This window comes from Marinobacter mobilis (assembly GCF_900106945.1).
GTDB lineage: Bacteria > Pseudomonadota > Gammaproteobacteria > Pseudomonadales > Oleiphilaceae > Marinobacter > Marinobacter mobilis.
The window spans coordinates 107,617-133,440 of the sequence record NZ_FNNE01000001.1 but is presented as its reverse complement, the minus strand read 5'-3'; the positions used below and the strand labels follow the sequence as shown (position 1 = coordinate 133,440).

24 protein-coding genes are annotated in these 25,824 nt (G+C 60.0%); 16 read left to right on the top strand and 8 right to left on the bottom strand.

Annotated features, from left to right (window positions below; translation table 11 throughout):
• The first annotated feature begins 20 nt into the window (after positions 1-20).
• The 4 genes from BLV11_RS00590 (at position 21) to BLV11_RS00575 (ending at position 3,175) form a co-directional block, all read left to right on the top strand.
• Positions 21-650 (top strand): hypothetical protein, encoded by a 630-nt coding sequence (locus BLV11_RS00590; protein ID WP_091811006.1) that lies wholly within the window; start codon positions 21-23, stop codon positions 648-650.
• A 21-nt stretch (positions 651-671) separates the two neighbouring features.
• On the top strand, positions 672-2,264 hold the full coding sequence (locus tag BLV11_RS00585; protein WP_091811005.1) for a GMC family oxidoreductase: 1,593 nt from the start codon (positions 672-674) through the stop codon (positions 2,262-2,264).
• 107 nt (positions 2,265-2,371) lie between these two features.
• Positions 2,372-2,854, top strand: coding sequence for a pantetheine-phosphate adenylyltransferase (gene coaD, locus BLV11_RS00580; protein WP_091811004.1), 483 nt, complete (start codon positions 2,372-2,374; stop codon positions 2,852-2,854).
• Positions 2,855-2,926: 72 nt separating this feature from the next.
• Positions 2,927-3,175 (top strand): YfhL family 4Fe-4S dicluster ferredoxin, encoded by a 249-nt coding sequence (locus BLV11_RS00575; protein WP_091811003.1) that lies wholly within the window; start codon positions 2,927-2,929, stop codon positions 3,173-3,175.
• Positions 3,176-3,219: 44 nt separating this feature from the next.
• Here the strand turns inward: BLV11_RS00575 and ppk1 are convergent, their stop codons facing one another.
• Together ppk1 and hemB are read right to left on the bottom strand one after the other, a co-directional pair.
• A complete protein-coding gene (gene ppk1, locus BLV11_RS00570; protein WP_091811002.1) occupies positions 3,220-5,352 on the bottom strand; it encodes a polyphosphate kinase 1 in 2,133 nt (710 codons plus the stop codon).
• A gap of 61 nt (positions 5,353-5,413) precedes the next feature.
• Positions 5,414-6,427, bottom strand: a complete 1,014-nt coding sequence (gene hemB, locus BLV11_RS00565) for a porphobilinogen synthase (protein WP_091811001.1) — start codon at positions 6,425-6,427, stop codon at positions 5,414-5,416.
• Positions 6,428-6,710: 283 nt separating this feature from the next.
• Here hemB and BLV11_RS00560 point away from each other — a divergent pair, with 283 nt between their 5' ends.
• The 4 genes from BLV11_RS00560 (at position 6,711) to panP (ending at position 11,354) form a co-directional block, all read left to right on the top strand.
• Positions 6,711-7,343 (top strand): TetR/AcrR family transcriptional regulator, encoded by a 633-nt coding sequence (locus tag BLV11_RS00560; protein ID WP_091811000.1) that lies wholly within the window; start codon positions 6,711-6,713, stop codon positions 7,341-7,343.
• Between the two features lie 2 nt (positions 7,344-7,345).
• Positions 7,346-9,031, top strand: coding sequence for an acyl-CoA dehydrogenase family protein (locus tag BLV11_RS00555; protein ID WP_091810999.1), 1,686 nt, complete (start codon positions 7,346-7,348; stop codon positions 9,029-9,031).
• 61 nt (positions 9,032-9,092) lie between these two features.
• Positions 9,093-9,434, top strand: coding sequence for a DUF503 domain-containing protein (locus tag BLV11_RS00550; protein WP_091810998.1), 342 nt, complete (start codon positions 9,093-9,095; stop codon positions 9,432-9,434).
• Positions 9,435-9,677: 243 nt separating this feature from the next.
• Positions 9,678-11,354: a pyridoxal-dependent aspartate 1-decarboxylase PanP gene (gene panP, locus BLV11_RS00545; protein WP_091810997.1), complete on the top strand. Its 1,677-nt coding sequence runs from the start codon at positions 9,678-9,680 to the stop codon at positions 11,352-11,354.
• A 39-nt stretch (positions 11,355-11,393) separates the two neighbouring features.
• Here the strand turns inward: panP and BLV11_RS00540 are convergent, their stop codons facing one another.
• Together BLV11_RS00540 and BLV11_RS00535 are read right to left on the bottom strand one after the other, a co-directional pair.
• Complete coding sequence (locus tag BLV11_RS00540; RefSeq protein ID WP_091810996.1) at positions 11,394-11,660, bottom strand: hypothetical protein; 267 nt, start codon at positions 11,658-11,660, stop codon at positions 11,394-11,396.
• 92 nt (positions 11,661-11,752) lie between these two features.
• The gene (locus BLV11_RS00535) at positions 11,753-13,315 is read right to left on the bottom strand and encodes an inorganic phosphate transporter (RefSeq protein ID WP_091810995.1); all 1,563 of its coding nucleotides are present in this window, start codon (positions 13,313-13,315) and stop codon (positions 11,753-11,755) included.
• A gap of 213 nt (positions 13,316-13,528) precedes the next feature.
• Here BLV11_RS00535 and BLV11_RS00530 point away from each other — a divergent pair, with 213 nt between their 5' ends.
• The 3 genes from BLV11_RS00530 (at position 13,529) to BLV11_RS00520 (ending at position 17,886) form a co-directional block, all read left to right on the top strand.
• Positions 13,529-14,638 carry a GGDEF domain-containing protein gene (locus tag BLV11_RS00530; RefSeq protein WP_091810994.1) on the top strand — a complete coding sequence of 370 codons (1,110 nt, stop codon included), beginning with the start codon at positions 13,529-13,531 and terminating at the stop codon, positions 14,636-14,638.
• Between the two features lie 57 nt (positions 14,639-14,695).
• Positions 14,696-15,142, top strand: coding sequence for a flavodoxin (locus BLV11_RS00525; protein WP_091810993.1), 447 nt, complete (start codon positions 14,696-14,698; stop codon positions 15,140-15,142).
• Between the two features lie 191 nt (positions 15,143-15,333).
• Positions 15,334-17,886, top strand: a complete 2,553-nt coding sequence (locus BLV11_RS00520; protein WP_245725867.1) for an EAL domain-containing protein — start codon at positions 15,334-15,336, stop codon at positions 17,884-17,886.
• A 27-nt stretch (positions 17,887-17,913) separates the two neighbouring features.
• Here BLV11_RS00520 and BLV11_RS00515 read toward each other — a convergent pair whose 3' ends face one another.
• The 3 genes from BLV11_RS00515 to rubA all read right to left on the bottom strand — a co-directional run bounded on the left by BLV11_RS00515 (position 17,914) and on the right by rubA (position 20,321).
• Entirely contained in the window at positions 17,914-18,771 is an 858-nt protein-coding gene (locus BLV11_RS00515) for an acyl-CoA thioesterase (RefSeq protein ID WP_091810992.1), read from the bottom strand.
• Positions 18,772-18,966: 195 nt separating this feature from the next.
• Positions 18,967-20,121 (bottom strand): NAD(P)/FAD-dependent oxidoreductase, encoded by a 1,155-nt coding sequence (locus BLV11_RS00510; protein WP_091810991.1) that lies wholly within the window; start codon positions 20,119-20,121, stop codon positions 18,967-18,969.
• A gap of 32 nt (positions 20,122-20,153) precedes the next feature.
• Entirely contained in the window at positions 20,154-20,321 is a 168-nt protein-coding gene (rubA, locus tag BLV11_RS00505) for a rubredoxin RubA (RefSeq protein WP_091810990.1), read from the bottom strand.
• 268 nt (positions 20,322-20,589) lie between these two features.
• Here rubA and BLV11_RS00500 point away from each other — a divergent pair, with 268 nt between their 5' ends.
• The 5 genes from BLV11_RS00500 (at position 20,590) to phoR (ending at position 24,819) form a co-directional block, all read left to right on the top strand.
• The gene (locus tag BLV11_RS00500) at positions 20,590-21,147 is read left to right on the top strand and encodes a hypoxanthine-guanine phosphoribosyltransferase (protein ID WP_091810989.1); all 558 of its coding nucleotides are present in this window, start codon (positions 20,590-20,592) and stop codon (positions 21,145-21,147) included.
• On the top strand, positions 21,128-21,691 hold the full coding sequence (locus BLV11_RS00495; RefSeq protein ID WP_091810988.1) for a chorismate--pyruvate lyase family protein: 564 nt from the start codon (positions 21,128-21,130) through the stop codon (positions 21,689-21,691). Before BLV11_RS00500 ends, BLV11_RS00495 begins: the two co-directional genes overlap by 20 nt.
• A gap of 72 nt (positions 21,692-21,763) precedes the next feature.
• Entirely contained in the window at positions 21,764-22,648 is an 885-nt protein-coding gene (ubiA, locus tag BLV11_RS00490) for a 4-hydroxybenzoate octaprenyltransferase (protein WP_091810987.1), read from the top strand.
• Between the two features lie 121 nt (positions 22,649-22,769).
• Positions 22,770-23,462: a phosphate regulon transcriptional regulator PhoB gene (gene phoB, locus BLV11_RS00485; RefSeq protein WP_091811347.1), complete on the top strand. Its 693-nt coding sequence runs from the start codon at positions 22,770-22,772 to the stop codon at positions 23,460-23,462.
• A gap of 28 nt (positions 23,463-23,490) precedes the next feature.
• On the top strand, positions 23,491-24,819 hold the full coding sequence (phoR, locus tag BLV11_RS00480) for a phosphate regulon sensor histidine kinase PhoR (RefSeq protein ID WP_091810986.1): 1,329 nt from the start codon (positions 23,491-23,493) through the stop codon (positions 24,817-24,819).
• On the opposite strand, the gene BLV11_RS00475 is transcribed toward phoR, so the two are convergent.
• The gene (locus tag BLV11_RS00475; protein WP_091810985.1) at positions 24,820-25,707 is read right to left on the bottom strand and encodes a response regulator; all 888 of its coding nucleotides are present in this window, start codon (positions 25,705-25,707) and stop codon (positions 24,820-24,822) included.
• Positions 25,708-25,824 lie beyond the last annotated feature (117 nt).

Below are 25,824 nucleotides of genomic sequence, written 5' to 3'. Positions count from 1 at the left end.
AAAAACAAGAGTCACCAACCATGCACAACGACCTTAGCACCCCTGAAACCGTGCCTGATCCCGGGCGACGCAGCTTCCTCAAGACGGGACTCGGCGGCGCCCTCTTTCTCGGCAGCGTCAGCCTGACCGCAGGCATCAGCGGCTGCGCCACAACGCCGGCCGGCCTGCAAGCGGCCGCCCCGGACGGCAGCGGCGACTATACCTTCCGTTTTCTCAGCACTGACGACATCGTCATGTTTGAAGCCTTGCTTCCAGCCATTCTGGGGCCGACGCTGACCGAAGCCCCCGAGCAACGCCGGCACGACATCCGCGCCACCATCGAGACCATCGATGCCGGCATTTTCCAGTTCGGAGCACCCAACCAGAAAGAGCTGCGCAAGCTCTTCGACCTGCTCAATTTCGGCCTGACCCGCGCCACCCTGGCCGGTGTCTGGTCCAGTTGGAAGAACGTCAGCACAGCAGATGCCACGGCATTCCTGGACCGCTGGAAAAACAGCAGTATCGGACTGTTCAACCAAGGCTACATTGCACTCACCAAAATCAGCAACGTCTCCTACTACGGGCAACCGGAACAGTGGGCACGCAGCGGCTACCCCGGGCCACCGGAATGGGCCGCCAGCGCCCTACCCCAGTTCCAGACCCCAAGCTGACCCAGACCAGGAGTAACGTTCATGGCTATGACTGATTTGATTGCCCAGGGCCTGGCCAATGGCTGGCAGGTCACTGATGCGGCATCCCTGACAGATAACCTCACCCTTGAAACCGATGTGGTGGTGATTGGCACCGGCGCCGGCGGCGGCACCACGGCTGAAATTCTCGCCCGGGCGGGACTGTCGGTGATCATGGTGGAAGAGGGCCGTCTGTATCACCAGAAAGACTTCAAGATGGATGAGCTGACGTCCTACGCCACGCTCTATCAGGAAGGCCTGAGCCGGGTAACCCGCGACGGCGCCATCGCGATCCTGCAGGGGCGCTGTGTCGGCGGTTCCACCACGGTTAACTGGACCTCCAGTTTCGACACTCCAGACCCGACCCTGAACTACTGGGCCGACCATTTCGGCCTCGAAGAGCTGCGCCCGGACAACCTGCGCCCCTGGTTCGCAGACCGCAAACAGCGCCACAACATTGCCCCCTGGGCGGTACCGCCCAATGCCAACAATGACGCCCTGCGTCGCGGCTGTGAGCAACTGGGCTGGTCGTGGCATGTGATACCTCGCAACGTCAAGGGCTGCTGGAACCTCGGTTACTGCGGCATGGGCTGCCCCACCAACGCCAAGCAGGGCGCCCTGACAACCACGGTACCCGGCGCACTGGAACACAAGGCGCAACTGATCCACAGCCTGCGGGCCGATCGCCTGGTGATGGACCAGGACCGCATCAGCCACCTGGAGGCCACCCCGCTGCAGACCGATAGCGTGACACCAATGCCGCTGAAGGTGCAGATTCGCGCCCGTCACTTTGTGGTGGCAGCCAGCGCCCTCGGTTCACCCGCATTACTGCTGCGCTCCGACATTCCCGATCCCCACGGACGCATTGGCAAACGCACCTTCCTGCACCCAGTCAACGCCACCGTCGGTGAAATGCCGGACAAGGTCGACCCGTTCTATGGAGCGCCTCAGTCCATCTATTCCGACGAATTCAACTTTAGCCAGGGTGTTGACGGTCCCGCCGGCTTCAAGCTGGAAGTGCCTCCACTGCACCCGGCCATGGCCAGCGGCGTCCTGCCCGGCCATGGCGAAGCCATGGGCCAAGACGTTGCCAAGCTGCCGTGGATGCAATCCATGCTGGCACTGATCCGCGATGGTTTTCACCCGGACAGCCAGGGCGGCGAAGTCAGCCTGCGCGACGACGGCAGCCCGGTACTGGATTACCCAGTGACGGATTACCTCTGGCGAGGCCTGCGCGACGCCTATCTGCGCATGGCAGAAGCCCAGTTTGCAGCAGGCGCCAAACAGGTCCGGCTGGTCCATCTTGACTCGCCCTGGTACAGCAACTGGCGTGAGGCCGAAGCGGCCATTCGCGACCTCCCGATGGCACTTCACCGGGCTCGTCTGTTCACCGCACACCAGATGGGCGGATGCGGTATGGGCGCCGACCCACAGGACTCGGTGGTTGATGGTTTTGGCCAGCACCACCAGGTCACCAACCTCAGCGTCCATGATGCCTCAATCTTCCCCACCAGCATCGGCGCCAACCCGCAGCTGTCGGTATACACCCTGTCGGCCCGCAACAGCAGCCGACTGGCATCCAAACTCACCCGCTGATTCCCTTCGCCACCGGAATTCGTGCCCAACACGACGTCCGGTGGCTCTCCTCACTCCCCCCCAGATACTGGTATCCTACGGGCTCGCTTATGAGAAGGAGCCTTCGCATGCCCACCGTGATTTATCCGGGAACCTTTGACCCGATCACCAATGGCCACACCGACCTGATTGAACGGGCCGGCAAGATGTTTGACCAAGTGATCGTGGCGGTTGCCTATAGCCCAAAGAAACAGCCCCTACTGACCCTGGAAGAGCGAGTGGCCCTGGTCGAGGACTCCATCAGTCATCTCGACAACGTCCGGGTGACCGGGTTCAGCAACCTGCTGGCAGAGTTTGTCCGGGAACAAGGTGCCACGGTAATCCTGCGGGGACTGCGGGCGGTATCGGATTTCGAGTATGAATTCCAGCTTGCCGACATGAACCGTCGTCTGGCGCCGGAAGTGGAGAGCGTCTTCCTCACCCCGGCCAACCATCTGTCCTACATTTCGTCGACGCTGATTCGGGAAATCGCCTCGCTTGGCGGCGATGTCTCGGAGTTTGTATCGGTTCCGGTGGCCCAGGCGCTGGAGAAGAAATTCGGCAAGGCCTGACGTCCCGCCCTTTTTCTCCCAAACTCCGGTAGAATAGCGGCGAATTATTCGAGCTTTTCCGAGGTATGCCTGATGGCCCTGATGATTACCGACGAATGCATCAACTGCGACGTCTGTGAACCGGAATGCCCCAACGAAGCCATTTCGCCAGGGGATGAGATCTACGTGATTGACCCGAACAAGTGCACCGAGTGCGTCGGCCACTACGACGAGCCCCAGTGCCAGGCGGTGTGCCCGGTGGACTGCATTCCTGTCGATCCGGAACGGGTCGAGAGCAAGGACGAACTGATGGACAAGTACCATCAGCTGACCGGCCAGTAAGACCCATTGAACGCAGCCGGCGCCCGCCGGCTGCGCTTAGCCTGCTATTTGTTGGTCAGACCTTCCAGCAGCGCCTGCTGTGCCACAAAGCGCTCTTCCCCTTCCCCGGGCTGGTTCTGGATATAGCTGCCGTCTGACTGCAATTCCCAGCTCTGGCAGTTATCGCTCAGATACGCATTGAGATCGCTCATCATCCGCTCCGCCAGATCCTTGTCCTCCACCGGAAACGCCACTTCCACCCGGTTAATCAGGTTGCGCACCATGCCGTCGGCACTGGAGCCATAAATCTCAGGCTTGCCCTTGTTGCCAAAGCAATACACCCGGGTGTGCTCAAGAAAGCGACCAATGATGGAGCGCACGTGGATATTTTCTGACAGTCCCGGCACTCCCGGACGCAGACAGCAGATCCCACGGATAATCAGATCGACCCGCACCCCGGCCTGGGATGCCCGGTACAACGCCAGCATGACCTCCGGCTCGGTCAGGGCATTGATCTTGAAGATGATACGCCCCTTTTTGCCATACCCGGCCTCGCGGTCAATCATCTCGATCAGCCGCTTGTGGAGGGTGAACGGGGCGTGGTAGAGCTTCTTGATCTTAAGCGCCTTGCCCATACCGGTGAGCTGCTGGAACAGCTTGTTGACGTCGTCACCGAGCGCATCGTCACAGGACATCAGGCTGTAATCGGTATACAGCCGGGCATTACCGGCGTGATAGTTGCCGGTACCAAGGTGGACATAGCGCTTGAGTCGGCCTTCCTCACGGCGCACGATCATGATCATCTTGGCGTGGGTCTTGAAGCCCACCACTCCGTAGACCACCACCACACCCGCTTCCTGCAGTCGGCTGGCCAGCTCCAGGTTCTCGGCTTCGTCGAAACGCGCACGCAACTCAATCACCGCGGTCACTTCTTTGCCGCGGCGGGCGGCGTCCATCAGCGCCTCGACGATTTCCGAGTTGCTGCCAGTCCGGTACAGGGTCTGGCGAATGGCCAGCACGTTAGGATCTTTGGCCGCCTGGCGCAGCAAGTCGATGACCGGGGTAAAGCTTTCATAGGGATGATGCAGCAACACCGGCTTCTGGCGGATAACCCCAAAGATATCCTCATTGTTGCGGATCTTCTTCGGCACCGCCGGTGAAAAGCCGGGATACTCCAGCTCAGGCCGGTCCACCAGACTGCCTACCGCCATCAGTCGGGTCAGGTTGACCGGGCCATGAACCTGGTAAAGATCACGCTCGCTGAGCCCAAATTCCCGCAACAGGAAGTGGGTCAGCTCATCGGGACAGTTATCCGCCACCTCCAGCCGGACTCCGTCACCGAAACGGCGGCTGAGCAATTCACCCCGCAGGGCCGACGCCAGATCCTCAAGGTCATCTTCCAGCACAAGGTCGGCGTTACGGGTCAGCCGGAACTGGTAGCAGCCCTTGATTTCCATGCCCGGGAACAGCTCGTCGGCGTGGGCATGAATCATGGACGACAGGAATACCAGGTTGTCGCCACCGTCGCAGACTTCGTCCGGTAACCGCACCAGGCGCGGCAACGACTTCGGTGCCGGCACGATAGCCATACCGGTTTCCCGGCCAAAGGCGTCCTTGCCATCAAGCTCAACAATGAAGTTGAGGCTCTTGTTCACCAGACGCGGGAACGGGTGGGAAGGGTCCAGACCAATCGGATTGACCACCGGCAGGATCTCTTCCTCGAAGTAGGTACGTACCCACTCCGCCTGTGCAGGCGTCCACTCCCGCCGCCGGACAAAACTGACGTTTTCCTTTTGCATCTCCGGGATCAGCACATTATTGAGAATGTCGTACTGTTCGCTGATGTACTGATGCGCCACCTGACTGATTTCATTGAGCAACTGAGTCGGCAACATGCCGTCCGGACCGATGCTTTCGCGGCCATACTTCATCTGCTGACGCAGTCCGGCCACGCGGATTTCAAAGAACTCATCCATATTGCTGCTGAAAATGCAGCAGAAAATCAGCCGGTTGATCAGCGGGTGACTGGGGTCCAGCGCCTGCTGCAGCACCCGGTAGTTGAACTGGAGATGGCTCAGCTCGCGGTTGAAATAGTTTTCGCTGGCCGCCGGATCAACAACCTGTTCCTCGCCCTCGGCGACAGTCGCAGCCGCTGCCAGGGCGACCGATTTGTCAGCGCTTGCCGTATCCATTGTCATTGCAGAATGATCCTCAACAGTGGGGTCCGGACCAACCAGCGAATTCGGGCCACCCCGGTGCTCAGTCGATCTGTTTCAGAAGTTTAGCCGCACGTACGGCAAAGTAGGTCAGGATGCCGTCGGCTCCGGCCCGACGCATAGCCACCAGGCTTTCCATCATCACCTTGTCACCGTCGAGCCAGCCGTTCTGGGCCGCGGCCATGTGCATCGCATATTCACCACTGACCTGATAAACGAAGGTCGGCACTTTCAGCTCGTGCTTCACCCGGTAAACAATATCCAGATAGGGCATGCCCGGCTTGACCATGACCATGTCGGCCCCTTCAGCCAGATCCATCGCAACCTCGTGCAAGGCCTCGTCAGCGTTGGCCGGGTCCATCTGGTAGGTGGACTTGTCGCTTTTGCCGAGATTCGCCGCAGAGCCGATGGCGTCACGAAACGGCCCGTAATAGCTCGAGGCATATTTGGCGGAATACGCCATGATCCTGGTATTCACATAGCCGGCATTTTCCAGGGCCTCACGGATCGCCCCCACCCGGCCATCCATCATGTCCGAAGGCGCCACGATGTCTGCCCCCGCATCGGCGTGGGAGAGCGCCTGGTTCACCAGCGCCTCGACGGTAACGTCATTCATTACATAACCGTCGTGGTCGATGATGCCATCCTGACCATGGCTGGTGAACGGGTCCAGCGCCACATCGGTAATGACTCCCAGCTCCGGTTGCGCCTGTTTGAGGGCACGAACGGTACGCTGCACCAGCCCCCGGGAATCCCAGGCACCGCTAGCCGACAGGTTCTTGTCTTCCGGCGCAATCACCGGAAACAGGGCCAGCGCAGGAATGCCCAGCGCCACCAGTTCGGCCGCCTGCTCCAACAGCAGGTCAATACTCAGGCGCTCGACTCCCGGCATCGACGGTACCGCTTCGCGGCGGTTTTCGCCTTCCAGAACAAACACCGGATAGATCAGGTTATCGACACTCAGCCGGTTCTCCCGCACCAGGCGGCGGGAAAAATCATCGGCCCGGTTTCTGCGCAGGCGGGTGACCGGAAAACTACGTCGGGTTGGAGTACTCACTCAATCCTCCTGGGGCGTCGTTGGCGTATCAACGTGTTGAAATTCCCCTAATCATACACGCCCTGACCGCAACGGACAGACTCCATCGCCGAAAGGGTAACAGTCCCGTTATGACAAATTTATGACATTGGCCCGCGCACCCACCAATTCACCCGGTAAGGCACCTTCATCCGGCGCTACAATAGGCAGCAGCAATGATTACCGGCAAGCAGGGCAACAATCCGCGGGGGGCATCATTGACACAATAAATGAATAATGATTCACTTCTACAAAAAGGGGCATCATGGCCTATCGTGAAACCGAAAAAATGCGCCTTCGCAAGGCCGAAAACCGTCAGCGGATTCTGGCCTGTGCCCAACAACTGGTGATGGAGGGCGGCTTCCGCAACGCTCAGGTGACTCAGGTTGCCAGTCTGGCGGAAGTAGCCACTGGCACCATCTACCGCCACTTCGCATCGAAGGAGGAGCTGTTCGCGGAAGTGTTCCGCAACGCCACCCGGCGCGAGGTCCAGAACGTTTCCGAGTCGCTGGCCCAGCCGGGCGATGCCATCCAGCGGCTGGAGCTCGCCCTGACCCGGTTCGCCCAGCGGGCACTGAACCGGCCGGTTATGGCCTGGGCGCTGATTGCCGAACCGGTTGACCCGGTGGTGGAGGCCGAGCGACTGCAATACCGCAAGGCTTACGCGGACCTGTTTGAGCAGGCCATCCGAGAGGGCATGAGCGAAGGCTCCATCCCAGCCCAGGACGCGGGGTCCAGCAGTACCTGTCTGGTTGGCGCCATTGCAGAAAGTCTGGTTGGCCCGCTGTCTCCGGCACAAGGTGGCTACGGCGAGGCCACGAAAACAATAAACACTGACACACTGGTCAACAGCATTGTACGTTTCTGCCTGCAAGGGCTGACCGGTACCGGGAGATAAACATGAACGCCGATCACTCCGCCGTGGAACCGGAAGACCGTCACCTGGCGGTCACTCATACCGTGACCAATCAACCACCGGCCCTGGAAAACTACAACCTGTTCAGCCAGGACAAGGCTCTGCAGGAAGGTCTGATCCTGCGGGATGCGGCCTGGGCCCAACAAGAGCTGGTGGAATTCGGCGAATTGACAGGCCGCGCAGAGACCATCGACCTGGGATTCAAGGCCAACGAGAACAAGCCCGTCTTCAACACCCACGACCGTTACGGCCACCGTATCGACGAGGTCGAGTTCCACCCCGCCTACCACGAGCTTATGCGCATCTCCATGGCCCATGGCCTGCACAGCAGCCCCTGGACCAACCCCGGGGCCGGAACCCATGTCGCCCGTGCCGCCAAGTACTACCTGCAATCCCAGGTCGAAGCCGCCCACGGCTGCCCGATTACCATGACGTTTGCTGCCATCCCCTCCATCCGTAAACAGCCGGAGCTGGAAGCCCTTTGGGAATCCAGGATCCTCAATAACAGCTATGATCCCCGCAATGTCCCCGACAGCGAAAAGCAGTCGGTCACCATTGGCATGGCGATGACGGAAAAACAGGGTGGCAGCGATGTTCGCGCCAACACTACCCGAGCTTACCCGCTGGGACAGGGCGGCCCCGGTCAGACCTATGAGCTGGTCGGTCACAAATGGTTTGTATCGGCACCGATGTGCGACGCCTTTCTGGTACTGGCCCACGCACCCGGCGGCCTGTCCTGTTTCCTGATGCCGCGCTGGCGACCGGACGGCAGCAAGAACCCCTGGCAGATCCAGCGTCTGAAGAACAAGATGGGGAATGTGGCCAACGCGTCCAGTGAAGCCGAGCTTCGCGGTGCGCTGGCCTGGATGGTCGGGGAAGAGGGCCGTGGCGTACCCACCATCATCGAGATGGTCTCCATGACCCGCTTCGACTGCATGATCGGCAGCTCCGGCGGCATGCGTCAGGCCGCCGCTCAGGCACTTCACCACTGCCGCCACCGCAGCGCCTTTGGTGCCACCCTCAATGATCAGCCGCTGATGCAAAACGTCCTCGCGGATCTGGCACTGGAAAGCGAAGCTGCCCTCGCGATGACCCTGAGAGTGGCCCACGCCCTCGACAACCAGAGCGACGAACATGAGCGTCTGCTGACTCGTCTGGCGACCCCGGTGGGCAAATACTGGATCTGCAAGCGCAGCCCCAACCATGCCTATGAATCAATGGAGTGCATCGGCGGCAGCGGCGTCATGGAAAACTGCATCATGCCCCGCCTGTTCCGTGAATCACCGGTGAACGCTATCTGGGAGGGCAGCGGTAACGTCCAGTGTCTGGACACCCTGCGGGCGCTGCAGAAGTCACCGGACACCCTGCAGGCGTTCTTTGCCGAACTGGACCGGGCCCGCGGTGCCGACGCCCGTTACGACCGTTTTGTCAGCGATCTGAAGGATGAGTTTGGCAACCCTGAGGACATCCAGTTCCGCGCCCGCAACCTGGTGGATCGCCTGGCGCTGTCACTGCAGGCCTCGGTACTGCTACAGCACTCCACCACCGCAGTGGCCGACGCCTTCTGCGCATCCCGCCTCCAGAGCCAGGGCGGCCTGAACATTGGCAACCTGCCGCGGGGCGTCGATGCCCGGGCTATTATCGATCGCGCCACGCCTGTAGTAGACTGAACGGATGTTTCCGGCGAGGGCCGGACACGGACCAGCCCTCGCGTCTTCAGAGCCAAACGCCATGTCAGACCAACTGCGCCGCCTGCTGCAAGCCGGCCAACCGCAAACGACCGCCATCACGCCCCACCTGGGCGTGATGACCTTGCACTTCCAGCTTTACGGCTGTGACGATCTCAAAGCCAAGCGACGTGCCTTCAGCGCGCTGAAGGCCATCTGGGGCAAGGAAAGTGACCTGGCCGTTGCCGAAACCGCCGACCACGATGCCCTGGATTGCGCCACCTGGACCATTGCCGCCCTGGGCACGTCTTCGCAGCTGATCAATCAACGCCTGGATCAGGTGGAAAAAGCGATTGCCGAGCGTGTGGACGCCCCAATCCTCGAGATCCAGAGGGAACTGTTCTAGGGGGTTCAGCGTGTTTACCCGCAGGCCCGCGGCGATTGCGGCATCTTAAGACTATAGCCGCTGTGGTCAGGGCAGAGGTGACGCCGTATACTACGCTCCCTTAAAAGGACGCCGGAGACCGGCAGCAAGGCCGCCATACGGAAGGGTGCCAGACTGCCATGACAGACTGATGGGGACAAAGTGCCCTGGGTTATCCGCCGCAAAGGCCTGTGGCCAGCGGACCAAGACTGAGACCGTGGCGCTATGACTGGTAACAAGAAATCCGCTCACGCCTCCCTGGAGGCCATGTACCGTGTCTTTACCGTGCCTGAGGCACCGGAATCCACCCTGAGCCGGATTGACCAGAACATTTCCCGCAATCTGGCCGGCTTCCTCCAGGAACACATCGTCGCCGTCGAGCGTGACCTCAGCGAAGTCGAAAAGGACTTTTCCGACCCGGTCATTCCCGAGAAACCCATTTTCGTCTCGGAACAGACCCAGTTCCTGCTCGACAAGCTGGTGGCCAATTCGGTTCACACCGCTTCTCCCAGCTTTATCGGCCACATGACGTCGGCCCTGCCGTATTTCATGCTGCCGCTGTCCAAGATCATGATCGCCCTCAACCAGAACCTGGTCAAAACCGAGACGTCCAAGGCCTTTACGCCCATGGAGCGCCAGGTGCTCGGCATGATTCACCGGCTGGTCTATAACGAGGACGACTCCTATTACCGCAAATGGATGCACGACCCGCGCCATGCCCTCGGCGCTATGTGTTCCGGCGGCACCGTTGCCAATCTGACCGCCCTGTGGGTGGCCCGCAACCGCGCATTCCCGGCGGAAGGCAGCTTCCGCGGCATTCATCAGGAAGGCCTGTTTCGGGCTCTGCGCTACTACGGCCACGAAGGCGCCGCCATTTTGGTCTCCCGCCGTGGCCACTATTCCCTGCGTAAAGCTGCCGATGTCCTGGGGCTGGGCCGGGAATCCCTGGTTGCCGTGGATACCGACGACAACAACCGCATCCAGCCTGACGCCCTGCGGGACAAATGCCTGGAATTGCAGAAGCAGAAGATCAAGGTCATGGCGATCTGCGGTATCGCCGGTACCACTGAAACCGGCAATGTCGACCCTCTGGATGCCATAGCCGACATCGCCCGGGAGTTCGGGGCCCATTTCCATGTCGATGCAGCCTGGGGCGGACCGACCCTGTTCTCTCGCCGGCATAACCACCTGCTCAGAGGCATCGAACAGGCCGACTCCGTCACTTTCGACGCCCACAAGCAGCTGTATGTACCTATGGGAGCCGGTCTGGTGGTGTTCCGTGACCCTGCCCTGGCCAGTGCCGTGGAGCACCACGCCCAGTACATCATCCGTCAGGGCTCCCGGGATCTGGGCAGCACCACTCTGGAAGGCTCACGCCCGGGCATGTCGATGCTGATTCATTCCGGGTTGAAAATCCTGGCGCGGGAAGGCTATGAGATCCTCATCGACCAGGGTATCGAAAAGGCCCGCCGCTTTGCCGACATGATTGAACAACGACCGGACTTCGAACTGGTCACCGCGCCGGAACTGAACATCCTCACCTACCGTTACGCCCCGGCCGATGCCCAGCATGCCCTGACGCTGGCCGATCCGCTGCAGAGTGAGCGCATCAACACCAGCCTGAACAGGATCACCAAGTTCATTCAGAAGACCCAGCGTGAGCGCGGCAAGGCGTTTGTCTCCCGCACCCGACTGGAACCTGCCTGCTATCACCACTTCCCCTGCCTGGTGTTCCGGGTGGTGCTGGCCAACCCGCTGACCACAGAAGATATTCTGACCGACATTCTGAACGAACAGGAAGAGCTCGCGACCGATAGCGGGCTCAGCGATGAAATGACCATCCTCAGACAGCTCACTGAAGCCGTACTGACAGCCACCGGGGCGGAAAGCAGGCAGGCCTGAGCCGGAAGAACTCCGGCCCGGAAGGTTGAAACCGCCCTCTTAGTACAGGGCTGCCTCGTCATCCAATACTTCGTGGAGAATCTGGATGAACATGCGGTCCGCTTCACTCCAGTTTTCCGGAATACGAACGGTGGTGCTGGCACTGATCTCCTGAGCGATCAGCTCATCGGCGCCAGGCTGGCCCCGGTACTTTCGGGCAATCTCGACGGACTTTACCGCAACCGTCGGATCACTCAGGACTTTTCGGATAAACCCGCGCAGTTCCTCAATGGTTCTGGACTGGCGACTCTCAGCTGCTGTGCTCATTGGCTACTCCTGGGAAGAATGGCACCGTGCGGGCCCTCAGCCCGCACTCATCAGTACGATAATTGCCTACCACGGCCTTCCATGCAACAGCATCAGACCATCAGTCCGCGCAGGGTAAAGAACAGCAGCGCGGCCATGGAGGCAGAGGCCGGAACCGTAATCACCCACGCGGCCACAATCTTGGCAAGGTGGGAGCGTTTGACCAGCTCCTGGCGGTAGATTTTTTTCAGGCGCTTGCGCTCCGGCTTGGACAGCGGCAATTCGCGCTTGTTCTTGCGGGCCTTCTGCAGCAACCGTTCCATTTCTTCCACTGACGCGCTGCGGAAATCATCCAGGAAGGGCTGCAACCGGGCCCGTTCTTTCTCGTCATGGTTTTCCATGATCGAGTGCAGCTGGGACGCGTAGTTGGTTTTCAGATATTCACGCAGGAAGCCAACCCCGAACACCCCGCCAATGGCGATATGGGTTGAGCTGACCGGCAGCCCGAGCTGGGAGGCAATAATCACCGTCAACGCCGCTGACAAAGCGATACAGAAGGCGCGGGTCTTGTCGAGCTCGGTAATTTCACTGCCGACAGTACGGATCAGGCGCGGACCAAACAGCATCAGCCCCAGCGCCAACCCCAACGCGCCGACCATCATCACCCACAAAGGGATAGCGGCGGAAGTCACCACACCACCGGCGGTGATGGCATCGTTTATCGCCGCCAGCGGGCCAATGGCGTTGGCCACGTCGTTCGCCCCATGGGCAAAGCTGAGCAGGGCCGCGGCAAAGATCAGGGGCCAGGTAAACAGGGTATTTACGCCACTGGGGCTGTTCTCCATCGTCGCCGCGCGACGGGCCACCAGAGCACGCATCACCAGCAGGGTAATGACCGCCAGCGCCAGCCCGACCAGGGACGCAACCAAGAAGTCGACCTTGATGATTTTCTTGACACCCTTGACCATCAGGTAAGTCCCGAAAGCCCAGGCCATCACCGCGACCAGCCAGGGCACGAATCGGCGCGCCGCCGGGATTACGTCTGCCTTATAGAGTACGGCCTTCTTGATCAGGAACAGAAACAGCGCCGCCAGCAGCCCTCCCAGGGCCGGCGAGATCACCCAGCTGGCAACGATCTTGGCCATCACCGCCCAGTTCGCGATGCCCCAGCCGCCGGCAGCAATACCGGCACCAAGAACCCCGCCGACGATGGAATGAGTGGTCGACACCGGCGCTCCCATCCAGGTCGCCAGGTTCAGCCACAGGGCTCCAGCCAGCAAAGCCGCCGTCATCAGCCAGACAAAACTCTCCGGCTGACTCAGACGCTCTGGTGAAATGATGCCACCCTTGATGGTCGAGACCACATCACCCCCGGCAATCAGGGCACCGGCGGCTTCAAACACGGCCGCCAGCAGGACCGCAGCCCCCAGGGAGATCGCCCCGGAGCCAACGGCGGGGCCAACATTGTTGGCGACATCGTTGGCGCCGATGTTAATCGCCATATAGCCGCCAATCACCGCAGCCGCCATCAGCAGCATGCCATTAGGGATACCGCTCGCGGAATGACCGACAAACAACCACACGGCAAGCAGGAAAATAAGACTGATGCCTATTCGGTAGCGTTCGGTGGCCGAGCTGGTGAGCAGGTTATCGAAGAATCCGTTAGAAGCAGCCATGGAGAGAACCATTCGTTGGAAGACAGAATTCAGTGGCGCACTATAAATTCTTTGTCATTAAAATGAAATCGTAGCCGGGTTTTCGTCGACCATACTGACCTCTTGAGCAACCTTCCCAAAATCGGAGATATGCCCACCAGCGCCTGTTAACCCTTGGAATTTTGGCGCATAATTTGGAACTTTACTGTCAATAACTATAAAAACAGAGGGTACATGACCCAAGCACGGCCGCCGGCCCAGTATTCCGCCGAGGACGAAGATTTCCGTCGCAGCCTGCAGCTGACGCGATGGCTGGCGGTCATCGCGCTGATGCTACTGCTGGGTATCGGCACAAAATCGTGGCTGTCCGGCCACGGTGGCCATGCGGTGATGCTGTGGACCTTTGCCGCCCTGATCGCGATTAACGGCACGGTCTACCTTTTCCTGAAAAAACATGAACTGCATATGGTCGGCCTGCTGGCCATCGTTATTGTGCTGTTCGGCTACCTGTTCGCCTCCGGCGGCGAGAGTAACACCGGCCCGCTGTGGTTCTACGCCTTTCCGCCACTGCTGTTCTATCTCACCAACCTGCGCCAGGGCACCATTATGCTTGCCACCTGCCTGGCGATGGCGTTGGTAATCTTCCAGTGGCCGCAACTGCCGTTCGTGACCACCGAATACAGTGCCGACTTCAAGATCCGCTTTCTCACCAGTGTTCTGTTTGAATCTCTGTTCTGCTTCATCCTGGAATACAGTCGCCTCAAAGCCCGCAGCCGCCTGCTTGAGCTGGCCCGCAGCCACGAACAGGCGGCCCGCACCGACGAACTCACCGGCCTGCCCAACCGGCGGGCCATGCACCAGCGCCTGCTGGAAGAGTATTCCCGCTACCAGCGTTCCGGACACCACTTTTCCGTGGCGCTGATTGATCTGGACTGGTTCAAGCGGATCAACGATGACTATGGCCACGATGCCGGGGATGCTTCACTTAAGCAGTTTGCCGACCTGGTGCGGGACATTGTCCGCCAGACCGATCTCGGCGCCCGCTGGGGTGGAGAAGAATTCCTGTTGTTGCTGCCGGACACCTCGTTGCTGCAGGCACTGACGTTGGCAGAACGACTGCGCCAGAAAGTGGCCGATACCGAATTCCGCTTCCGCGATCAGGTGCTCCCGGTCACCATCAGTGCCGGGGTTAGCTCAATTACCCAGTCCGACTCGGTAAACCACCTGCTCAAGCAGGTGGATGTCCAGCTATACAGCGCCAAGGAAAATGGCCGTAACCAGATTGCCCCGAGGGTAAAAAGCCGGGCGACGACCAGCCACCAGGATAGCCCTCGACCATCTTGAGCCCCACCCGCAACGCCGGTACCATGGCGTTCCCGTTTCAAACACAGTAGATAAGACATGGCTTCAATCCGGATTCTGGTCGGCACCGTCTATGGCGGCGCCCTGATGACCGCACGCGCCCTGAAAAAAGACCTGGAAGCGGAAGGTCATGACATCACCGTACTGGAAAAACCCACCCTCGGAGACGTCACCGGCAACAGCGACGCCCTGTTGGTGTGCACCTCCACCACCGGTCAGGGTGAAGTCCCGCCTAACCTGCTGCCGTTCTACCTCGAGTTGCGTGAGCAACTGCCGCAACAACCGGGACGCCCTTTCGGCGTGATCGTGCTGGGCGACAGTTCCTACGGAGATACGTTCTGCGGCGCCGGCGAATTGCTCGAAGAAGCATTGTTCGAAACCTGTGCCCGTAAGGTCGGCGACACCCTGCGTATTGACGCCCTCGAAACCACTGACCCGGAAGAAGTGGCTCTGCCCTGGGTTCGCGACTGGCTGACGTCGCTGTAAGCCGCTCACGGCCCCGGCCCGTCGACATCCCCGGGATCCTCTCAGCGGCATTTTGTCCTTGAGCCGTTTCGCAGCAGGCGCCATACTGGACCCTGGCTTGCCGATACTATGACAATAATGGCAGGGACCGGGGAGTGCGCATACATTCTCCCCCCGCAGGACCAGAACAACCACAACAAGACCGGATAACCGTGCGCCCAATTGCATTACTGATCACCCTGGCGGTGACCTTGAGCCTGTTGGCCTTTCAGGTTCACAGCGAACCCGGCAGTTCGAGCTGGCTTCCACCGAAGATCAGCTACCTGCAGTCCGCTGAAGAAGAGACGATCCATGAGGCTCTGGCCCGCAGCGGCTGGCAAACATTGCCGGAATCCAGCCCCAACTTTGGTTACGTCAATAATGCCTTCTGGTTCCGCATGGATGTGCCCAGCCAGCCGGATCGCCAGATTCTCGACATCAGCTACCCCCTGCTCGACTCGGTTGAGTTTTTCCTGCTGAAAGATGGCGAGATCCGTGACCAGACCCGGGTTGGCGACAGCCTGCCTTTTGAACACCGCCCGCTGAATCACCCCACGTTCCTGATCCCGTTCCAAACCGAGAGCGGCAAGCACTATGAGATTGTGCTCAGGGTCGACAGTCATGGCTCGCTGCAGGTGCCCATCCGTATCTGGGCACAAAACGAGCTGTTTGACGCCATTGCGGTGGAAGATCAGCTGCACAGCCTCTACTACGGCGTGCTGATCACGGTCATTTTCTTCAATGTGTTCATTTTTCTGGCGCTGCGGGAACTCACCTACCTGCTGTATGTGCTCTCGACCTTCAGCTACCTGTTCCTGCTCGCAGCCCTGCGTGGTGTGACCTTCCAGATTCTGTGGCCAGACAATCCGGTGCTTCACAACCAGTCGGTACTGCTGGCGATACCATCGGCCATGCTGCTGACCCTGCTGTTCGGGCGCTCCTTCCTCAGGCTACGGGATAATGCCCCCCGCATTGACCTGGTAGTACGGCTGTTTATCGCCCTCAATCTGGCCGCCATCGCCGGCACCTTTGTACTCGACTACAACACCTCGATACGGCTGTCCGTGGCGCTGGCCATTCCCGGCTGCCTGCTCATGACCTTCACCGGCCCCGTGCTGTGGATGCGCGGGGTTCCACAGGCCATGTTCTACACCATTGCCTGGGGTTTGCTGACCATCGGCAGTGCCATTACCGCTACCAATAAATATGGCTGGATTCCCACCAACTTCGTCACCACCTATGGCATGGAGATTGGCTCCGCCCTGGAAGCCATCCTGCTAACGATTGCCCTGGCAGCGCGCCTGTACCAGGAACGGGCGGGCAAGATGCTGGCGCGGGAGGCTGAACTCAATGCCATGGCCGCACGTCGTAAAGCCGAGCTGCGGATGATGGATCAGGCCCTGCACAGCCCGCTCACCGGCCTGCCCAATCGCACCAGTTTCGAGATGGTGATCAACGACCTGATCAATCGCGAGCCCAAGAAGCGGCACGCCATCGGTATCATCTACCTCACCAACCTGCAGGCCATTACGAAGACCCTCGGGCACCGCAATACCGACCGCCTGCTGGAACTCGCTGCCAGCCGTTTCAACAGCATCATCAGCGAACTGCCCGGGGTACGCCCGATCGAGGTGACCGATCAGCGCTCGTTCCACCTGGCCTCGCTGGAACCGGCGGCGCTCGGCTTTATCGTCGATGCGGATGTCATTGCCGCTGCCCCTCGCAGCATTGTGCTGGCGCTGGAGCAGCTCGGTGAACCCATCGACTACCTGGGCATGCAGCTACCGCTGGATCCACAGACCGGCGTATCGATCTACCCGGACCACGCCCAGGACACCAATGCCCTGATTCGACGCGCCTACATCGCCCAGGAGTCAGACGAAGCCCGTGACCGCAGCCTGGCCTATTACCAGCCGTCCAGGGACTCCTACAGCGCCGACCGCCTGACCCTGGTTTCCGAGTTCCGCCAGGCACTGCGTGACAACGAACTGGCGCTTTACCTTCAGCCCAAGCTGTGCCTGAAATCCGATGAAATCATCGGCGTGGAAGCGCTCATCCGCTGGCCCGGACGAAAAGTGCCGATCCCGGCCGATGAGCTGGTGGTGATCGCCGAACAGACCGGCCTGATCAAGCCCCTGACCCGCTGGGTGCTGGAACAGTCGCTGGTGGTGCGCAACGCATTGATCGAGCGGGGCTATCCCATTGGCGTGTCGGTCAACATCTCCCCCAACAATCTGCGGGAACCCGAATTTCCGCTGTATGTGCAGCGACTGATGGCGGCTCACCCCCGTCACCGCGGCCAGATCATCCTCGAAGTCACCGAGACCTCGATGATGCTGGATCCGCTCAACTCCCTGCGCGCACTGCAATCACTGGACGCCACCGGCATTCCGTTGTCGATTGATGATTTTGGCTCCGGTTATTCGTCGCTGTCGTACATCAAGCAGTTACCGGCCAAGGAGATCAAGATCGACCGTTCGCTGATCCATGATCTGCTGAATGAGAGTGAGGATCGGGTGATTGTGCAGACCACCATCGATATGTGCCACAGCCTGGGCTATCAGGTGGTCGCTGAAGGGGTCGAGAATGAAGCCACGCGGGCGTTGCTGAAGAGTATGGGCTGCGACATGATTCAGGGCTACCTGCTAACCCCGCCACTGCCCCTGCGGGAGCTTCAGAACTGGCTGGATAATCGGGTGTCCGGGGCCGCCCGCCAGATTGGCTAGCACCTACCCCGGAACACGCCACAAGCATTAGCTGCGCTTGCGGATCAGCGCCTCCTGGGTGGTAGACGCCACCAGCACCCCATCTCGGTTGAAGAAGTTTCCACGGTTGAAGCCCCGGCCACCGGCCGCGCTGGGGCTGTCCTTGTCGTAAAGCAGCCAGTCATCGATACGGAATTCACGGTGGAACCAGATCGCGTGATCCAGACTCGCGACCTGCATGTTCCGACTCATGAAAGTAACGCCGTGGGGATTCAGGGACGTGCCCAGGAAGGTAAAGTCCGACGCATAGGCCAGCAGGCAGCGATGCAGGATCGGATCATTCGGCAGCTCACCCTGAACCCGCAGCCAGCTTTGCTTGGTCGGGGCTTTCTTCTCCGGCTTGAGCGGATTAACAGGATCAATCGGACGAATCTCCACCGGGCGATTACGGGCCAGCTTTGATTTCATCGCATCGGGCACATGGGGCAGCAGTTTTTCGACGTAATCGGATTCCGACGGCAAGCCCTCATAGCCCTCGGCGGACGGCATATCCATCTGGTGCTCGAAACCTTCCTCGGCCACCTGGAACGACACCGCTGCGGTCAGGATTTCCTTACCGTCCTGACGGGCAATCACCCGGCGAACCGAAAAAGAACCGCCATCGCGAACCCGCTGCACCTCATAATCTATGGGCAAACTGTGGTTACCCGGACGCAGGAAATAGGCGTGCAGAGAATGCGCCAGGCGATCCTCTACAGTGCGACTGGCAGCCATCAGAGCTTGCCCCAGCACCTGCCCGCCAAACACATTCGGGAAACCCAAGTCTTCACTGTCGCCCTGAAAATGGTCGTCACCGGTTGGCGACAGGTCCAGCAACTCTACCAGCTTTCTGGTAACTTCCAGCATGCTCGCTCCTGTAGTTCAGATCAGAGAGGTTCAGAATACGGAATCGCAACCCTGGCGATCATCCAGAGCAGCTTATTAGCTCCCTAAGCATCTTTTCTACCTCAGATGCTGCCGTGTTGGCAATGTGAAAAAGGAGCACCCGGACTGACCGGAATGCTCCTTTTCAACACACACTGCAGTCTGGGTGACAGCGACTCAGTTGTGAATCGGCGGTACTTCTTTTGCCAGCGCCTGCTTTTCAACGGCGTAGTCACCGGTGAGCGCGAAGCCAAGTACCTGGTCATCCGGCCCCTTGAACAGGGCTCGTACGTTGTAGCCATCCTGTTCCACCTGCCAGTCGCCCTCGGCACCTTGGGGCGGCGGGCAGACAGCGGTCGGGCAACAGGGGGTTTTCACCATCACCGGCATGGTGCCATAGGCGACCTCGGTGCGGGTACCCAGCAAGGTCTTGGCCAAAGCCCGGGAACAGGCCATCAACGGCAATACATACAACAGCACATGGCCATCCACCTCGGCACAGTCACCCATGGCGTAGACATCCGCCACTGAAGTTTCCAGCGCCCGATTCACCACAATGCCCCGGTTCACATCCAGCCCCGACTCGGCGGCCAGGCTGATACGCGGGCGAAGCCCGACAGCCGATACCACCAGGTCTGCAGCAATGACCTCACCGTTGGCCAGCGTCAGACTGACACCGTCACCGGCCTGCTCGATACGGTCCACCACGGTTTCCAGATGAAAGTTCACCCCGAACTCCGCCAGAGCGTCCTTCACCGCATCAGCCGCTGGCTGCGGCAGCAGGCCTGGCATCACGGTATCCGACGGCGCGATGACATCGACCTCATAGCCACCGTTACGCAGATCGTTGGCAAACTCACAGCCGATCAGACCGGCACCCATGAGCGCGATCCGCGTCTTCCCAACCGCCGCCTTGCGAAACGCCCGGTAGTCCATCAGATCATTGATGGAGAACACATGCTCCTGGCCCGAACCTTCAATCGGCAGACGGATAACATCGGCGCCCCAGGCCAGCACCAGCTTGCTGTAGCTCAGACGCTCGTCGCCAATGCACAGCTGGTGGGCGGCAGCGTCGATACCGGTCACAGTGGTATGAACCCGCAGATCAATGTTGAGCTGCTCCACCATGGCGGCTGCGGTGGCCTGAGCCAGTTCGTCCGCCTCCTTCCCCTTGGTGAAGCCCGTGGAAAGCATCGGCTTGGAATAGCTGAAGCCGTCGTCGGCCGTGATCATCAGGATAGCGACTTCCTTATCCTGCTTGCGGATTTCCCGGGCCAGGGAGAACCCTGACAGTCCGGTGCCTACGATTACAATGGGGGCTTCTGCACTCATTCACTCTGCTCCACTAGCTCAAACCTGTCGGCTTAGCCGATCTCAATCATTTCAAAATCTTCTTTACCCACACCACAGTCCGGGCAAACCCAGTCATCCGGGATATCTTCCCACTTGGTGCCCGGCTCAATGCCATCTTCCGGCCAGCCAGCGGCTTCGTCGTAGATCCAACCACATACCACGCATTGCCACTTCTTCATGCTCTAACCTCCAAAATCATCAGGGCGCCATTTTTGTCGGACAATCCTACATTAATATCTGGAATTTCCCAAACCCAGAGCGACGCATTGTCATTGTTGGAGGCCTATCATACCCAGCGAACCCCCGTACACCAATGCCATCAGGACAAGCTTTTGTCGACGGAACTGCCAATACCGGCAAATACCCATTCACTGTAAGCGGGTTCGGCCTCCCCTCGGCTGGAACGCTTGGGTATAATGCGGCGTTTTACGACAGGATCAGACCACTATGAGCGATACCGTCGCCGAGATGAACCAGGTGCTCGCCGAGGCGGACTGCCTGGTTACCGAGCCCCAGGTTCACGCCGCTATCCAGCGCATGGCCGAGGCCATCACCGATCGCCTGAAGGACAGCAACCCGCTGCTGTTCTGCGTGATGAACGGAGGCCTGATTCTGACCGGCCAGCTGCTGCCACAGTTGAAGTTCCCGGTCCAGGCCGAGTACCTGCATGCTACCCGCTACCGTCAGGAAACGACCGGCGGCATTCTGGAGTGGAAACTGCGCCCGGAAGAAAGTATGCAGAACCGCACCGTACTGGTTGTCGATGACATTCTCGACGAGGGCAACACCCTTGCGGCCATCGTTGATTACTGCCAGTCCAAAGGTGCCCGTGAAGTGCTGACCGCGGTTCTGGTCGACAAACTTCACGATCGCAAGGCCCGCCCCGACCTGAAGGCAGACTTCACCGGGCTGGAAGTGGAAGATCGATTCCTGTTCGGCTTCGGCATGGATTACAAGGGCTACTGGCGTAATGCGCCGGGGATTTATGCCGTCAAGGGACTCTGAGCGCAGCTGTATTCCGCCGACCATCTGGCACCGCTCGCTGGCCGCTGCCAGTCTCAAGGTTCACGGCATCAAGCCGGCCAGCCGCTACTGGCTGCAACTCGAGGGCTCACTGACCAAGGCGTTGCAATTGTGCTGCCAGCACAGCTTTCACGTCGAGGTGGTGCGCGAGGGTTTTTTGCGACCAACCCGGGAAGAAGCACTGACCCTGAACATTCCCCAGCGCCAGCTTGCCTGGATCCGCGAAGTACGGCTCTGTGGCGACGGTGAACCCTGGGTCCTGGCCCGTACGATCATTCCCCGGACCACTCTGGACGGCAAAGGCCGGCGATTACGCCACCTCGGACGCATGCCCCTCGGCGCCTATCTGTTCAGCCACCGGCAATGGCGGCGGGGACCGTTTGAAACCGGACTCTGCCAGGCCCGCAATGCCAGCCAGCCCGACGTGGCACGGCGCTCATGCTTCAACAGCCCCGAGGGCTCCTTACTGGTCGGAGAGTATTTCCTGCCAACCTTGCTGGCCGCACACCCTCTGGGCCGCACTTAAATTTCGCCGCAGCAACGGGCTATAATCATCAGCCCACGTTACCCAGCAACACTGAGCAAGGAGCCGGCAGGCATGTCCCTGGATATGACGACGCCAACACTGCAGTCCCGTTTGTCCGATTACGCCCGCCTGCTGCGCCTGGATCGCCCGATTGGCAGCCTGCTGCTGCTCTGGCCCACCTATTGGGCACTGTGGCTGGCCGCCGGTGGCCTGCCCAGCCTGGCTAACCTGATCATTTTCACCCTGGGTGTGTTCCTGATGCGGGCCGCTGGCTGTGCAATCAACGATTTCGCCGACCGCAAGGTGGATGGTCACGTCAAACGAACCAAAGAGCGGCCGCTGGCCTCGGGGCGGATCAAGGCCGTGGAAGCCGTAGCACTGTTTCTGGCGCTGGTGCTGGTGGCATTCCTGATGGTGGTGCTGTTCACCAATACCCTGACGCTGTATCTGTCGTTCGGGGGCGTGTTGCTGGCCTTTATCTACCCGTTCATGAAACGCTTCACCCACCTGCCGCAACTGTTCCTCGGCGCCGCCTTTTCCTGGGCCATCCCCATGGCCTGGGCGGCCGAAGCCGGGGAGCTGACCCGGCTGGCCTGGCTGCTGTTTACCGCCAACCTGCTGTGGACCGTGGCCTACGATACCTTCTACGCCATGGTAGACCGGGACGACGATCTGAAAATAGGCGTGAAATCCACCGCCATCCTGTTTGGCGACAGCGACCGTGCCATTATTGCCATGCTGCAGGCTCTGGTCGTCCTGATGCTGGTGATGGTCGGGATTCAGGCGGACCTTGGAGCCTTGTATTACCTCGGCCTAGCGGCCATGGCCACCCTGTTTGTCTATCAGCAGCTGCTGACGCGGGATCGTGACCGGGAGCAGTGTTTCAAGGCATTCCTCAACAACAACTGGGCCGGCTGCGCGGTATTTGTTGGACTCGCACTGGACCTGGCGTTCTGACACCGTGCCCTGCCGATTTGTTGCAATTAGCGCGACAGGCCAAGCCCTGTCATATACTTGTAACAGTCGGTCGTTGTAATGAGGCAGAAACAATTAATCCGATGGATACAGGTTAATGCCCATGTCTGGAAAAACTGTCCTGATCGTAGACGACGAAGCCCCGATCCGGGAAATGATCGCGGTAGCCCTCGAGATGGCAGATTACAACTATCTTGAGGCAGCGGATGCCCGTGAAGCGCATGCCCTGATCATTGACCAGCAGCCGGATCTGATCCTGCTCGACTGGATGCTGCCCGGCACCAGCGGTGTCGAACTGGCACGGCGGCTGAAAAAAGAGGAAACCACCTCTGAAATCCCCATCATCATGCTGACGGCCAAGGTGGAGGAAGACAACAAGATCCAGGGCCTGGAAGTCGGTGCCGATGATTACATCACCAAGCCGTTTTCCCCTCGCGAACTGGTCGCCCGCCTCAAGGCGGTGCTGCGACGCACCACGCCGCCAGGTGTGGAAAGTCCGATTGAAGTCGAGGGGCTCACCCTCGATCCGGTTGGGCACCGGGTGACCACCGTGCAAGGCGCACTCAGTATGGGCCCGACGGAATACCGTCTGCTGCAATTCTTCATGACCCATCAGGAACGGGTATACACCCGTTCACAGTTGCTTGATCAGGTCTGGGGTGGCAATGTCTATGTCGAGGAACGAACGGTGGATGTTCACATCCGTCGTCTGCGCAAGGCATTGGGTGACAAATACGATCACCTGATCCAGACCGTTCGCGGCACCGGCTACCGGTTCTCCACCCGGGCCGCCTGACCTGCACTTCCCTAATAGCGGTAGCTTCATGCAGCACAACTGGTCGCGTTATCTGCGAGTAATCGCCGGATTACTGATTTTCTCCACCGGCATCGGACTGTTCTTCGGGCACCCATTGCTGGGTCTGCTGGCCGGCCTGCTGATTTATCTGGTATGGACCCTCGCTCAGGCCCACAAGCTCATCCAGTGGCTGGTCAATCCCAACGGCAGCGACGGTGCGCCGGAAAGCCTGGGGTTGTGGGGGGATGTCTTTGACGGGCTGCACCGGATGCGGCAAAACCACCTGCGCACCCGCGACCGCCTGCTGAGGCAGATTAACCGGGTTCAGGAATCCACCAACGCCATGCACGACGGCGTTATCATGACCAACTCCCACGGCGCCATGGAGTGGTGGAACGGGTCTGCCGAACACCTGCTGGGCTTCCAGCGCGAGTCGGATCGGGGCCAGCTTATTCACAACCTGATCCGGCTTCCCGCGTTCAAGGCCTACTTCGATGCCTGCAACTATCGCGAACCGCTGGAAATCAGCTCACCTGCAAAGCCGCATATCCGCCTGCAACTGCAGATCAGCCTGTTCGGCGATGACGATCGCCTGATTGTCGCCAAGGACGTTACCCGGCTGTACCAGCTGGAACAGATGCGCCGTGATTTTGTCGGTAATGTTTCCCACGAGATGCGGACCCCGCTGACAGTGATCAGCGGATACCTGGAAACCATGGTGGACAATGCAGATGACCTGCCTCCCAAATGGCGCCGGGCCATTCACACCATGGACCAGCAAGCCTCGCGGATGGAAGCCCTGATTACCGACCTGATTCTGCTGTCGAAGATCGAGACCGGCGAACACGCCGCCCCGGACAGCATTATTGACGTCAACACCATGGTCACGCAGATCAGCACCGACGCCCGTGCCCTGAGCGGTGAACAGGGCCACGAAATCTCCATGGACATTGGCGAGCGGCGCCTGCTGACGGGGGACGAGAGCCAGATCCGGAGCGCCTTCTCCAATCTGATTTTCAATGCCGTCAAGTACACGCCGGCCGGAGGCCAGATCTTCATTTCATGGCATACCGACCGTAACGGCGCACACTTGTCCGTGCGGGACAGCGGCATCGGCATCGATCCGGTTCACATCCCCCGGCTGACCGAGCGCTTTTACCGCGCCGACCCGAGCCGTCACAAGGAAACCGGCGGCACCGGACTGGGCCTGGCCATCGTCAAGCACGTGTTGCTGAATCACGACGGCAATCTGGAAATAAGGAGCCGGATTGGCGAAGGCAGTGAGTTTATCTGCCACTTCCCCCGTGAACGGCTGGCGGAGCGCCCTCCGGAAGCCAGCGCGCTGCCGGAAGCCTGACTATCGCCCGGCCCGAAAGCGGGCGATAAAGCGGGACAGGTCCTCGAGTTTTGCCGGGTCTTCGTCGACGAAACGGATCACCACACTCACAAAATCGGTATCCTGACGTTTATCCACCGCCTGCAACTGGTGCACATAGCCGTTCAGACGGGCCATTTCACCGTCCGCAATCTCAATGTCCACCACTGCCGGATCCAGGATGCCCGGGAAGGCCTGATCCCGCTTGGCAATAACCCGCACTTCGGTCAGATTGATATCCTTGACCACCGAGCGCAGGGTGCTGTCGGCAAAGCGGACCGAGGCCAAACTCCTCAGTGTCTGGGAGGGAGGTGCCTTGGCTGCCGCAGGGCCGGGGGCAGCGTCCGGAGACACCAGCGGCGACGCCTGAACCTGACTCGGTGGCGCCGTCTCCACCGGCTTGCGGGTCTGGGTCAGCAACGACGCCGATTCCTTGAAGGCATCGGCAGGTCCTTCCATGGATTTTCCCGAGCGGGCCATCGCATCCTTGAGCCGCCGCCCCATTACCTTGATGATTTTCTTGCTCAGCCCTTCCGGGCTGAACGGCTTGCCGAGGTATTCCGACACCCCCTGCCTGACCGCCTCGACCACATGATCCTTGTCACCCCGACTGGTAATCATGATAAAAGGCACCTCGCGATAGGCCTCTTCCTGGCGCATCCACTGCAGCAGCTCCAGTCCCGACATTTCCGGCATTTCCCAATCGCACAGGACCAGGTCAAAACGGGTTCGGGACATCAGTGATTGCGCCCGCTTACCGTTAGGCGCCTCAGCCAGCTCAATCACCGGAAAGCGCTGACGAATGGCCCGTTTGACCAAGTCGCGAACAAAGCTGGCGTCATCGACCACCAGCGCCTTGAGTAACGCCATAGATCAGTACCTTCATCGGTTACAGGACCGGACCGGCAACCAGTGCCATCCGGAGGATTCCTCACCTCAACTATAGATCAAAGCCGCCTGCCATAGGCGCCAGCGTTACCAGGTCAC